9 protein-coding genes and 2 pseudogenes are annotated in these 12,612 nt (G+C 69.1%); 9 read left to right on the top strand and 2 right to left on the bottom strand.

The window, feature by feature from the left end; translation table 11 throughout:
• Nucleotides 1-2,269 precede the first annotated feature (2,269 nt).
• On the top strand, nucleotides 2,270-2,638 hold the full coding sequence (locus IPN47_24330) for a helix-turn-helix transcriptional regulator (protein ID MBK9411103.1): 369 nt from the start codon (nucleotides 2,270-2,272) through the stop codon (nucleotides 2,636-2,638).
• 82 nt (nucleotides 2,639-2,720) lie between these two features.
• Here the strand turns inward: IPN47_24330 and IPN47_24335 are convergent, their stop codons facing one another.
• Nucleotides 2,721-2,909, bottom strand: a complete 189-nt coding sequence (locus IPN47_24335; GenBank protein MBK9411104.1) for a hypothetical protein — start codon at nucleotides 2,907-2,909, stop codon at nucleotides 2,721-2,723.
• On the opposite strand from IPN47_24335, the gene IPN47_24340 reads away from it, so the two are divergent.
• The 8 genes and pseudogenes from IPN47_24340 (at nucleotide 2,901) to IPN47_24375 (ending at nucleotide 11,401) form a co-directional block, all read left to right on the top strand.
• Entirely contained in the window at nucleotides 2,901-4,538 is a 1,638-nt protein-coding gene (locus IPN47_24340; protein ID MBK9411105.1) for an ABC transporter permease, read from the top strand. The genes IPN47_24335 and IPN47_24340 overlap by 9 nt on opposite strands.
• The gene (locus IPN47_24345; GenBank protein ID MBK9411106.1) at nucleotides 4,514-5,347 is read left to right on the top strand and encodes an ABC transporter permease; all 834 of its coding nucleotides are present in this window, start codon (nucleotides 4,514-4,516) and stop codon (nucleotides 5,345-5,347) included. Before IPN47_24340 ends, IPN47_24345 begins: the two co-directional genes overlap by 25 nt.
• A gap of 214 nt (nucleotides 5,348-5,561) precedes the next feature.
• Nucleotides 5,562-7,025 (top strand): 4-alpha-glucanotransferase, encoded by a 1,464-nt coding sequence (gene malQ / locus IPN47_24350; protein ID MBK9411107.1) that lies wholly within the window; start codon nucleotides 5,562-5,564, stop codon nucleotides 7,023-7,025.
• A 14-nt stretch (nucleotides 7,026-7,039) separates the two neighbouring features.
• A complete protein-coding gene (locus IPN47_24355; protein ID MBK9411108.1) occupies nucleotides 7,040-8,350 on the top strand; it encodes an MFS transporter in 1,311 nt (436 codons plus the stop codon).
• A 99-nt stretch (nucleotides 8,351-8,449) separates the two neighbouring features.
• Nucleotides 8,450-10,288 carry a cyclomaltodextrinase N-terminal domain-containing protein gene (locus IPN47_24360; GenBank protein ID MBK9411109.1) on the top strand — a complete coding sequence of 613 codons (1,839 nt, stop codon included), beginning with the start codon at nucleotides 8,450-8,452 and terminating at the stop codon, nucleotides 10,286-10,288.
• A gap of 4 nt (nucleotides 10,289-10,292) precedes the next feature.
• A complete protein-coding gene (locus IPN47_24365; protein MBK9411110.1) occupies nucleotides 10,293-10,679 on the top strand; it encodes a VOC family protein in 387 nt (128 codons plus the stop codon).
• Nucleotides 10,680-10,782: 103 nt separating this feature from the next.
• A pseudogene (locus IPN47_24370) lies at nucleotides 10,783-11,033 on the top strand (peroxidase).
• A 51-nt stretch (nucleotides 11,034-11,084) separates the two neighbouring features.
• Nucleotides 11,085-11,401: pseudogene (locus IPN47_24375) on the top strand (peroxidase).
• A gap of 128 nt (nucleotides 11,402-11,529) precedes the next feature.
• Here the strand turns inward: IPN47_24375 and IPN47_24380 are convergent.
• Nucleotides 11,530-12,603: a DUF3179 domain-containing protein gene (locus tag IPN47_24380; GenBank protein MBK9411111.1), complete on the bottom strand. Its 1,074-nt coding sequence runs from the start codon at nucleotides 12,601-12,603 to the stop codon at nucleotides 11,530-11,532.
• Nucleotides 12,604-12,612 lie beyond the last annotated feature (9 nt).

Here is a 12,612-nt window from a genome sequence, read left to right on the forward strand (position 1 = left end):
GCGACGGTGACAAGCCACCTGAGGAGGCCGCCTCGCGCCGGTCACCCCGACGCAGGCGACGCGTTTTCATCAGGAAGTTCATGCCGCGCACCTGTCCCTCCCTGGTGCGCGCCCTCGATGCGTGCCACGAGCAGGTCAGCGCCGACCAACGCGATAGAGGATCCGTTGCGGGAAATCGACTGAGACCGGGTTGGCGAAGGGTAACCGAGCTGTCGGTGGAGCGCCGTGGCGGCGAACAGGGTGGCGGGGCGCCCGCCGGGCTGGGCGAGATACGTGGCCGCCGTCCTCCACCCTCCACGCGGCGCCACTCCCACTCGCGCCACGTCGCGCACCACCGTACAACTCATCCCCAGCATCAGGCCCGAAGCGGCGCCGTCCACTGTTCGGCTGGGTGATGGGTGGGGGGGCGCGGCTCCCAGCAACCGACCATGAAGGCAATCGACTGTCGGGTCGTTTACGTGCAGGCCGCAGGTAGCGCCGCGGCGCCCATCGCGCGACGGCAACGTGCCGCGCCAGGGCGGCCCCCTCGTGCGCGCCGCGCGCCTGACAGCTGCGGCATGCGGCACTTTGTCGTGCATCATCATAACTTTCCCCGTGGCTGGTGGCGTTCATGGCGCGCGTACTGAGCGAACTGCCACGACTACGCGCGAGATCGACCGCGGCCGCTCGTCTCGACACGCCGTCGCCGATCACGGGTCAGCACGGTGACTTCGACGTCAACCGGCGACAGCGAAGGGCGACATGCACCAGTGTCACCTGGGAATCGCGGCTGCCGCCGGTGTCGAGCACCCACAGCCGGGAGGCGACGGGTCCGGCAGCGAAGACGCGCACCTCGCACCCTGCGCGCGCGCCCGCTTCCCCCTGCGCGTCGCGGACCGTCTCCTGCAACGCGGCGGGCGCCGAAGGCGGTACTTCGTTGCCGGAAGAGCGGGTTCGCCCCCTTCACACAGGTGACCCAGGCGAGGGGCGAGATCGAGGTCGCCGTCGCGATCAGGGAAATCGACCCACCACCCGACCGCGCGAGGCCGTTGTCGGCGGCGATCGACGCCAACATCGTTCACATTGGTCTAGAAAACGTTCCGGAAGAAGTGATCCGGGGTGTCACGCTCCCGCGAGGTACGACACCCGAAGAGGTCGAGCCGCCCGTCGTGGTCCACGTCGCCCCACGCCGCACTGGTAGAGTGATGAATCGCCGGCCAGCCCCATCGGCGCGGCGACGTTGGTGAAGCGTCCGCCGTCATCCCGAGTGCAGCGCGTCGGGGCCGTAGTTGGCCACGAAGAGGTCGAAGTCGCCATCGTTGTCGTAGTCGCCGAGCGTGGGGCCGACGCCGCCACGGTCGGCGGGGCGGCCGCGCTCCGGAGACACCTAACGAATCGGCCACGTCGACGGAACCGGCCGCCCACGTTGCGATGGGGGCGTTGGCGTCGCCGTCTGGTTGACGACGAAGGCATCGGAGGTCGCCGTCCTGCTCCCAGTCCCACCAGACGACCCCACCGTCTTGCGCGGGTCGGCGATCCCGAGGCCGGGGGCCACGTCGGTGAAGCGTCCCCCGTCGTGTTGCGATAGAGCGCGTTGGGGCGATCGCGAAAGGCGACGCTGAGGTCGGCAATCACCGTCGTTGTCCGAAATCGATGAACGACGGTTGGCGCGTCGTCCACGATCGCCACGCCGACGGCCGCCGCCACGTCGACGAAGCGCCCGCCGTTTCCGGGATTCCGGTACAACTTTGGCCAGGGCACGGGGGCCTGCGGGGTGAAGCCGACGTAGAGGTCGAGCCGTCCATCGCATCGTAGTCCCCCACGCGGCAGCCTGCGCACCTCCAGCGAGTCGTCGATGCCGAGCGACGCGGCGACATCGACGAAGCCACCGCCGTCGTTGCGATGCAGCCCGCGCCCGCACGCCGCCGCGGAAGCCGACGTAGAGATCGAGATCGCCGTCGTCGTCTGTAGTCGGCCCACGCGTTCGGCTGCCCGCCAGGAGTCGAGAAGAGCGCCGGTTGGACGGGGATGAATACGAGCGGGGCCGAACGCCCGCCACGACCGCCCCCGGCGTCAGGAATGGCCGCAGGATCGGCGGAGCCGGAGCCGACCCTCAGCAGGCGACGAGCGCGGTGAGCACGGCCAGCGCCGCGAGCCGAGCAGCAGAAGGAGAGCGGTTCATCGCCCAAACGTGCCGCCGAGGAAGCCCGGGAGCGAGGGCGCCGCCGGAAGCGCGAGGCGACCACGGGAGGAGTGTGAAACCTACGTGCGCGGCGCACGTAGTCCGTGCATGTCATCGACTCCTGAAGGCGCCGCCCCGGGGGCCCCGCTCCGCCCCGTCGAGTTCGAGATCCTCCTCGCCCTGGCACAGGGCGAGCGGCACAACTACGCCATCATCCGCGAGGTCGAGGAGCGCTCGGAGGGGGCGATCCGGCTGGAGACCGGGACGCTGTACCGGGCGCTCCACCGGCTGGTGCAAGGTGGCATCGTGACGCCCATCGAGCGTCGCGCCACCGATGAGTCGGACGACGAGCGACGGCGCTACTACGCGCTGACGCCGCAGGGGCGACGGGTCGCGGCCGCCGAGGCTGCGCGTTTGGCGCGGCTGGTCGCGGCGGCACAGGCCGCGCAGCTCATTCCGTCGCCGGTGATCCCATGAGCACCGACCGACCGATGCGCCCCGGAAGCCCCGACCGCACCGAACGGTTCGTGCGGGGGCTCTATCGCCTGTTGCGGCGCGCCTACCCGCGCAGCTTCCGCGACGACTTCGGACGCGACATGGACGAGACCTTCGCCGACCAGTGGCGCGCGGCCCGCGCGCGCGGCGAGTGGTCGATGGCGCGCCTCGCGATCGTCACGATGACCGACACGGTCGCCGAGGCGACGCGGGCGCGGATGACCTCCCTCCCCGCCCCTCCGACATGCTGCACCTCCAGGACGTGCGCTACGCCTTTCGCCTCCTCGCACGAAGTCCGCTCTTCACCCTGCTCACGCTCGTGGTCCTGGCCGGGGGGATGGGGGTGACGGTCTTCACCTTCTCGTTCCTGTACACGGCGATGCTGCGCCCGATTCCGCTGAGCGGGGGCGAGCGGATCGTGCGGCTACAGGCGGTCGAGGACGGATCGGTGCGCAGCTTCGACGCGGCCGACTTTGCCCGCATGCGCCCGCAGATCGCGACGCTGAGCGACGTGGGCCTCTGGAACTCACGCGACGTGGTGATGGGGAGCGCCGAGGGTGGTGGGGCGCGGCGGGTGCTCGAGACGACGGCGGTGGAGTGGACGCTGTTCGACGCCACGCGCAACCCGCCCGCGTTAGGCCGGGCGTTCCGCCCGGACGACGAGGCGCCGGGGGCGGCGCCGGTGATCGTGCTCAGTCACCGCACGTGGATCCTCGCCTTCGGCGGTGATTCGACGGTGGTGGGGCGCCGCGTGCTGCTCAACGGCGTGTCGACCGAGGTGGTGGGGGTGATGCCGCCGGGCTACGGCTTTCCCGTCGCGGCCGACTCGTGGGTCCCGTTAGGCTCCGCCGTGCGCGAGGCGACGGAACCCGGGCGGTACGCGGTGAGCGCCTTTGGCCGGCTGGCCGACGGGGCGACGCGCGAGCAGGCGTCGCAGGAGCTGGAAACCCTGCTGCGGCGCGCCCGGAGCGACCGCCCGCCGGTGGCCGCCGACTCGTCAGGCACCCGGCTCGGCGTGCTGGTGCGCTCCTTCCCGATGGCGCAGATGGGCGACGAGGGGCCGTATGTCTTCGGGCTCCTCAACCTGATGGCGGTGCTCATCCTGCTGCTCGCCTGCGTGAACGTCGCCAACCTCCTGCTGGCGCGGGCCAACGAACGCTCGCGCGAGCTGGCCGTGCGGCTGGCGTTAGGCGCGTCGCGCGCCCGGCTGGCGATACAGGCGCTCTGGGAACCGGTCGCGCTCGTCACCATCGGTGGGGGGCTGGCGACGGCGCTGGCCGCGTGGGGGCTCGGGGTCGTGAACCGCTGGGCCCAGCAGCACATGGAGGGGAACCTCGCCTTCTGGTGGGTGTGGGGGATGGACACGCCGACGATCATTGCGGCTGGCGGCTTCATGACGGTGACGATCGCGGCGCTGGGCGGGGTGATGGCGGTGCGGGCCACGAGCACGCGTTTCCATGACGTCCTGCGCGACTCGGGGACACGCGCCGGCGGGCGCGGGGCAGGACGGGCGGCGCGTGCCCTGGTCGTCACGCAGGTGGCGACGGTGACGGTGCTGCTCTTCTTCGGCGTCCTCTCCGGGATCGCCGCGCATCGGTTCGCCAACATGAACCCCGGCTACGACACGACACGCCTCCTGGCGAGCTCGGTCGAACCCGGAGGCGGCGCGCTACGCCACCACCGACGCGCGGCGCGCCCTGTGGACGCGACTCTACGACGGGATGTCGGCCTGGCCGGAGGTGGAGCACGTCGTGGTGCGCGCCCGGCTCCGGGGGAGGGCGACGAGAGCGGGCGCTGGAGTTCGGCGATGGACGCACGCTGGCCGGCGGCGCCACGCCGCGCGCCTGGGTGCAGGGGGTGTTGGGATCGCTGGAAGCGTTAGGCATCGCCACGCTGGAGGGACGCCCCCTCACCCCGGGCGATCGGGACGGGCAGGCGGGGGTGGCGCTGGTGAGCCGCGCCGCAGCCCAGCGCTACTGGCCGGGGAAGTCGCCCGTCGGAGAACGCGTGCGCCTCCCCGGGACCGGCGAGACCGGAGAAGACACATGGCGCACGATCGTCGGCGTGGTCGACGACGTCATGTACGGCGACGAGTTCTCGCGCGACCGCAGCGCGGTGGCGGTGTACGTCCCGCTCACCCAGCACGATGCCGGATGGGTCACGCTCCTCTTCCGCCACCGCGGCGACGCGGCGGCCGCCCAGGCGGCGCTGCACACGACGGTGACCACGGTCGACCCGCAGCTCGTCCCATCGAAGGTGTCGACCTACGACGAGATCCTCGAGAAGTCGGCGCTCATCGCCCGCTCGGTCTCGCGGCTCTTCGCCATCTGCTTCGCCTTCGCCCTGCTGCTCGCGGTGAGCGGGACCTACGGGCTCATGGCCCGGTCGATCGGGATGCGCACCCGCGAGATCGGGGTGCGCCGCGCCCTCGGGGCCTCCGACCGGAGCATCCAACAGCTTCTGCTCGGACAAGGCGGGCGACAGCTGGGGATCGGCGCGGTGGTCGCCCTCCCACTCATGGTCCTCGTCGGGCTGGCCTTCGCCCGTTTCTTCCCCATCGCCCCCTGGCTCGCCCTCTCGACGGGGGTCGGGGTCTCGCTCGCCATCGTCGCCGTGGTGCTCGCGGCCACGTGGATCCCGACGCGGCGGGCGTTGGCGGTCGCGCCGAGGGACGCGCTCTTCCGGGAGTAGCGGCGGGGAGGACCTCCGCCGCCCCCGTCTTTCCATCCCCGCGCTCCCGGCGCGAAAACGTTTGCATTCCCCCCGCGGAGGGATAGCCACGCCCCGGGCAGACCGGTAAAATCGGGCGAGCTTTTCAGGGCGCGAAAAACGTTTTCACGACCTTTACAGCCAGACGTCGTCGAACGCCGCCGATCCCTCCCTCCCGCCCCGCTACATCGCTTCCATGACGTTCCCCCGCAACGCCGGCATCCTCCTCCACCCCACGTCGCTTCCGAGCCCGCATGGCATTGGCGACCTAGGCCCCGAAGCACACGCGTTCCTCGATTTCCTCGCACAGGCGGGGATGAAGATCTGGCAGGTCCTCCCGCTGGGCCCCACCGGGTATGGTGACTCGCCATATCAGTGCTTCTCGGCCTTCGCCGGGAATCCCCTCCTGATTCACTCCCCCGGCGCGGGGGGTGGCTTTCCCGCCAACACCGTCGACTTCGAGCGCGTCATCACGCACAAGGCGGTGCTGCTCAATGCGGCGCTCGACCGCTTCACCCCCGACAACGCGTATCACGCCTTCGTGGAAGGGGCGCGGTGGTGGCTCGATGACTACGCGCTGTTCATGGCCCTCAAGCAAGCGCACGGCGGCGTTTCGTGGACCGATTGGGAGCCGGGCGCGGCCCATCGCGACCCCGCGGCGCTCGCCGTGTACCGAAAGAAGCTGGCCGAGCCGATCGAGCGGATCCGGCGGGGGCAGTACTTCTTCTTCGTGCAGTTTAGGGCGCTGAAGGAGGCGGCCGGCGCTCGCGGAATCCAGCTCATGGGCGACCTCCCGATCTACGTGGCGCACGACTCGGCCGACGTGTGGGCCAACCGGTCGCTCTTCAAGCTCAAGCCGGACGGGCGACTGCTCACGCAGGCCGGCGTCCCCCCCGACTACTTCAGCGCCACCGGGCAGCTGTGGGGGAACCCGATCTACGACTGGGACGCCCTGGCCAAGACCAACTACGAGTGGTGGATCCGCCGCATGCGGGCCGCCTTCGAGCTGTACGACCTGGTGCGCATCGACCACTTCCGCGGCTTCGAGGCGTTCTGGGAGGTGCCGGGTGATGCGACGACGGCCATCAACGGGCGCTGGACGCCGGGCCCCGGGGCAGCGCTCTTCGAGGCGATCGAGCGGGCGCTGGGCCGGCTGCCGATCGTGGCCGAGAACCTGGGGCTGATCACGCCGGCGGTGGAGGCGCTGCGCGAGCGCTTCGGCTTCCCGGGGATGAGCATCCTGCAGTTTGCCTTTGGGGGGGACGGGCAGGCGAAGGAATTCAAGCCGCACAACTTCCCGCGCGAGCGCGTGGTGTACACCGGGACGCACGACAACGACACCACGATGGGGTGGTGGGAGTCGGGGGCCGGGGACTCGACGCGCAGCCTCGAGGAGGTGACGCGCGAGAAGTCCTACGCCAAGCGCTACCTCAACACTGACGGCACCGAGATGCACTGGGTGCTGATGCGGGCGGCGCTCGCCTCGGTGGCCAACACCGTCCTGATTCCGATGCAGGACGTGCTGGGGCTCGGGCGCGAGGCGCGGATGAACCTTCCCGGGCGGCAGGCGGGGAACTGGGGGTTCCGCTTTCGCTGGGCGCAGGTGACCCCGGCCATCACCGCTCGCCTCCGCGAGCTGGTGGATCTCTACGACCGTTAGGCAACCGAGGCCACATGTCCGAGCAGCGCACGAAGTTCTCGACCATCTGGAACATGAGCTTCGGCTTCCTGGGGATCCAGTTTGGCTGGGGACTCCAGATGGCGAACATGAGCGCGATCTACGAGTACCTGGGGGCGAGCGCCGACGAGATCCCGATGTTGTGGCTGGCGGCCCCGCTCACGGGGCTCATCGTGCAGCCGATCATCGGGCACCTGAGCGACCACACCTGGTCGCCGACGCTGGGGCGGCGGCGCCCGTACTTCCTGGTGGGAGCGATCCTGAGCTCGCTGGCGCTGATCGCGATGCCGCAATCGAGCGCCTTGTGGATGGCGGCGGGGCTGCTCTGGATCCTCGACGCCTCGATCAACGTGTCGATGGAGCCGTTCCGCGCCTTCGTCGCCGACCTGTTGCCGCAGCAGGAGCGCACGCGCGGCTTCGCGATGCAGTCGTTCTTCATCGGCGTGGGCGCCGTGCTCGCCTCGGCGATGCCGTGGATGCTGACGAACTGGTTCGGCGTGGCCCCGTCGGCACCCGGGACGATCCCGATCACGGTGAAGCTGTCGTTCTACATCGGTTCGGCGGCGTTCTTCGGCGCGGTGCTGTACACGATCCTCACGACCAAGGAACACCCGCCGGCCGACATGGAGGCGTTCCGCAAGGCCAAGAAGCAGAGCGCGGGGATCGGCGCCACGGTGAGCGAGGTGCTCGCCGCACTCAAGGCGATGCCGTTGACCATGAAGCAGCTGGCACCGGTGCAGCTGTGCACCTGGCTCGGGCTCTTCTGCATGTGGCTCTACTTCCCGGTGGCGGTGGCGCGCAACGTCTTTGGCGCCCCCGATACGTCGTCGCCGCTATACCAGCAGGGGCAGGAGTGGGCGGGGGTCTGTTTCGGCGCCTACTCGGCGGTCTGCTTCCTGTTCGCCTTCTGGTTGCCCGTACTGGCGAAGAAGGTGGGGCGGAAGATGACGCACACGATCTGCCTGTTGTGCGGGGCGGCCGGGCTGATGTCGGTGGCGGTGATCACCAAGCCGGCGCTCTTGCTGCTGTCGATGACGGGGGTGGGGATCGCGTGGGCGAGCACGCTGTCGATGCCGTACGCGATGCTGGCGGGGTCGCTTCCCGAGGGGAAGACCGGGGTGTACATGGGGATCTTCAACTTCTTCATAGTGATCCCGGAGATCGTGGCGGCGTTAGGCTTCGGGTGGGTGATGAACAACCTGCTGGACAACAACCGGATGGCGGCGGTGGTGGCCGGTGGGGCGTTCATGGCGTTGGCGGCGGTGTTGGTGCTGCGGGTGCAGGATCCTGGTGAGCCGGCGTCGTGAGCCGTGGCTGGTGTCGTGCACGGGGCATAGAAAGCATGACACGGAGGTTCACGGAGGGATCACGGAGGGCACGGAGGAGTTCCTTCAGACGGAGTTTCTGTGATGCAGGGTAAGTTCTGGGGCGTTGTGGTAACGGGAGGGGCGTTGCTGCTGGCGGTGTCGTTACCCGCGCAGGGGCCGACGGTGTCGAAGGTCGAGCCACCCAATTGGTGGGCCAACTCGTCGGTCAATCCGGTGCGGGTGCTGGTGCGGGGGACCAACCTCGCCGGAGCTCGCTTCGAGTGCGGGCGATTGACCTGCGGGAACGTGAAGGTCAACGAGCGGGGGACGTATGCCTTCGTCGATGTCGCGATCCCGCGCGATGCCACGGCGGGGAGCTATCCGCTCACGGTGCGCACCGGCGGCGGGAGCGTGGCGGCGCCGTTCTCAATTGCCCCGCGACTGGCGGGGCACGGGCGCTTCCAGGGGTTTGGCACCGAGGACGTGATGTACCTCCTCATGCCCGACCGCTTCGCCAATGGCGACCCCTCCAACGACGACCCGGCCGTGTCGCGCGGGCTGCTCGATCGCAGCAAGGGGCGCTACTACCACGGCGGCGACCTGGCGGGGGTGCGGCAGAAGCTGCCCTACCTCAAGACGTTAGGCGTGACGACCATCTGGATGAACCCGATCTACGACAACAACAACGGGTTGAACCGGAAGGAGACGTACGACAACCAGCCCATCACCGACTACCACGGCTACGGCGCCACCGACTTCTACGCGGTGGACGAGCACATGGGCGACGTGGCGGCGTTCAAGCAGCTCGTCGACGATGCGCACGCGCAGGGGATCAAGGTCGTGCTCGACATGGTGGCCAATCACACGGGGCCCTATCACCCGTGGGTGCAGGACGCGCCGACGCCGACCTGGTTCCACGGGACGGAAGCCAACCACCCGAACAACACGTGGCAGACGTGGACGCTGGCCGACATGTACAGCACGCCGGCGATGCGACAGGCCACGCTCGACGGATGGTTCATCAACATCCTCCCCGACCTCAACCAGGACGATCCCGAGGTCGCGCGCTACATCATCCAGAACACGCTCTGGTGGGTGGGAGTCAGCGGGATGGACGGGATTCGGCAGGATACGTGGCCGTACGTCCCGCGCTGGTACTGGCGCGACTGGATGACGGCGATCAAGAACGAGTACCCGTCGCTGCGCGTCGTTGGGGAGGTCTTTGACGGCGACCCCTCGATGATTGCCTTCTTCGAGGGGGGACGGCAGCAGTGGGACGGCGTCGACGACAAGGTCGACCTGTTGTTCGACTTCCCGATGTACTACGCGATTCGCGGCGCCTTTGCGCGCGGCGAGCCGGTGCGCCAGGTGGCGCAGATGCTGTCGCGCGACCACATCCACCGCGACCCGCAGAACCTCGTGACGTTCCTGGGGCTGCACGACGTGTCGCGCTTCATGCACGAGCCGGGGGCGACTCCGGAGGGGCTCAAGCTCGCCTTCACCTTCCTGTTCACCGCGCGCGGGACGCCGCTCGTCTACTACGGCGACGAGATCGCCATCCCCGGCGGGAACGACCCGGACAACCGGCGCGACTTCCCCGGCGGGTGGAGCAGCGACCCGCGGAACGCCTTCGACGCCGCCGGGCGCAACGCCGCCGAGCAGGACGTGTGGCGGCACGTGCAGAAGGTGGCGCAGATCCGTGCGGCGCGGCAGGAGCTGCGTGGCGGGGCGACGGAGCACCTGTTCGTGAGCGACCAGGTCTACGTCTACCGCCGCGGCGGGACGATCGTGGCGATCAACAACGGGAAGGAGGCGAGCGACGTCACGATCCCGGCGACTGCGCTTCCAGCCGATGCGTTAGGCGTGTGCGCCGCGGGGCGGCCCGTGAACGGGGCGACGGTGGTGCGGGTGCCGGCGCGGGCGAGCTGCATCTTCTAGGCACATGAAGATCGAACACGTCGCCCTCTGGACACATGACATCGACCAGTCGCGCGCGTTCTACCAGGCGTACTTCGAGGCAGAAGCCAACGAACGGTACGAGAGCGCGCGCGTGCGCGGCTTTGCGTCGTACTTCCTGACCTTTCCGGGTGGCGAGACCCGGCTAGAGCTGATGCAACTCCCACAGCTCTCCCCGATGGCGCTGCCGCCGGCGCTGGGGTACGCGCACCTGGCCATCTCGGTGGGGTCGCGCGAGCTGGTGGACGCGCTGGTGGCGCGGGCGCGCGCAGCCGGCGTGACGATCCGGTCGGAGGCACGGATGACAGGCGATGGGTACTATGAGGCGGTGATCGAGGATCCGGATGGGAATCCGGTTGAGGTCACGGCGTGAGGAATTGTCTCACGCGAAGACGCGAAGCCGCGAAGAAGGATTCGAGCTGCGGCGGCGATGATGGTCTTTGGGACGGCTGACCCGGCGAGGGCCAGGAGACGATATGCATCCGATGTACCTGCAGGACGTCGAACTCGGGGCCGGGAGCGGGACGTATCGCGATCGCATCGCGCTGATGCGCGCACAGGGAAGCCGATGCCGCAGATCTGGCATCTCTTCGCCTACAAGCCCGATCGTACCGACTTCCTCGCGCACTTCACGCAGGGCGTGATGCGCGGCCCATCGCCGCTCTCGGCCGGGCTCCGTGAGCTAATTGCCGCGCTCACCTCCAAGCGCAACGACTGCGACTTCTGAATGGGGTCGCACGCCGCGGTCGCGGCGACGCTGCTCGAGGATCAGGCGCTGGTGGATGCGGTCCTCGCCGACTACCGCACCGCGCCGATCGAGGCGAATCGTGGAAGGTGCTCTTCGACTTCCTCGGCACGGTGAATGATCGCTGCGCCGAGGTTGGGCCGCCAGACATCGAGACGGTGAAGGCGGCGGGGTGGAGCGAGGAGGCGATCTACGACGCCATCACGGTCTGCGCGCTCTTCAACTTCTACAACCGGTGGATCGACGCGACCGGGGTGAGCGACATGGGTGCCGAGGCGTACGCGCAGTCCGGGGTGCGCATGAAGGCGCACGGCTACGCACCCCCCGGCCACATCGTGCTCGACAAGTAGGTCGTGCCCCTTGGCGGCTTCGCGGCTTCGCGGCTTCGCGGCTTCGCGTGAGACGCGCTTCCAGGCTCACGCGAAGCCGCGAAGGCGCGAAGTGGTATCTCCGTGCTTTCGGTCGGTCTTCGCGTGGGCTAGTAGGTGCTCGTTGCAGGCTGAAACGTTCGCCAGCTGTGCCAGAACTCCTGGCTTGCCGGAATCGCGCGCAGTGCACCGGCGGTGCCTTGGCCGCTGAGGGCATAGGCGACAGCGCCTGTCACCAGTGAATCGCCGCGCATCGTGAAATGCGTGGTCGAGTCAGGGCGAGCAAAGGCGAAGAACGACGCGTTGTCCCTGGCGAGTGCGAGGACGATGGGCGTCGTGCCGACCGTGGCATTGATGACGCGCTCCTTCCGGAGTCGCTTCCAGTCGAAGGCGACGGCTTGGCCATCGGCCACGATTCCCACCACCCACGACTTCTCGCCCCATGAGGTGGTGTCGGTCCCGGTGAGCGACTTGCGGCTCGTCCCGTTCTCGAACGCGTAGTCCTTGGCGTACTCCTCGGCAAAGGCGGGATCCCCCTGCATAACGAGCGACGCCGGGTGGAGGGCCAGCCACTGGGCGAGGGTGAGCTGCTGCGAGGGGAACTCCTCGAGTGTCGTCCCCTTGCGCGCCCCGGTCACCGCCTCGCCGTTGGCCTGCCGCCACCAGCTCTTCGTCGTCTCGTCCTCGAACATCGCGTTCCAGTGGTCCATCCCGACCAGCCGGAACCGTTCGGCCTTGCCGTCCACCATCGGAGAGAAGACTCGGCCGGTGCGGCAGACGGTGCAGTAGCTCACGAGGACGTCGCGCCCCGCCACCGTGTCGCGCACCTGGTGGTGGTAGCCGATGAACATCAGCGGATACGCGCGGGCCTCGCCCCCCACCTCGATCCCCACGACCAGGCGGTCGAGCTTGACCTTGTTGGTCGCGGCCGGGAGCATGGTGACGACCCCGGGCTGCTTGAACATCTGGTCGGCAGCCATGATGAAGTTGGTCACGTAGGCCACGGCGGCGACCGCGACCAGGCCAGCCGGAGCGAGCCATCGACGCCAGCCCGGGGCGCGCCACGCCGGCAGCGCGCCGACGAGGATCAGCACGCCGAAGAGGGTCCTGACGGGCCAGCGCCATTGGTGGAGCGCGTAGGCGACGTCGATCGAGCGCATGCGCTGAGAGCCTGGCAGCGGCATGATCAACCA

The sequence above is a fragment of the Gemmatimonadota bacterium genome (genome assembly GCA_016719105.1).
In the GTDB taxonomy this organism is placed as follows: domain Bacteria; phylum Gemmatimonadota; class Gemmatimonadetes; order Gemmatimonadales; family Gemmatimonadaceae; genus SCN-70-22.

Coding starts and splice junctions, on each gene's coding strand:
- IPN47_24330 (MBK9411103.1), top strand. CDS start 2,270: ATGTCATCGACTCCTGAAGGCGCCGCCCCGGGGGCCCCGCTCCGCCCC.
- IPN47_24340 (MBK9411105.1), top strand. CDS start 2,901: ATGCTGCACCTCCAGGACGTGCGCTACGCCTTTCGCCTCCTCGCACGA.
- malQ (MBK9411107.1), top strand. CDS start 5,562: ATGACGTTCCCCCGCAACGCCGGCATCCTCCTCCACCCCACGTCGCTT.
- IPN47_24355 (MBK9411108.1), top strand. CDS start 7,040: ATGTCCGAGCAGCGCACGAAGTTCTCGACCATCTGGAACATGAGCTTC.
- IPN47_24365 (MBK9411110.1), top strand. CDS start 10,293: ATGAAGATCGAACACGTCGCCCTCTGGACACATGACATCGACCAGTCG.
- IPN47_24380 (MBK9411111.1), bottom strand. CDS start 12,603: ATGCCGCTGCCAGGCTCTCAGCGCATGCGCTCGATCGACGTCGCCTAC.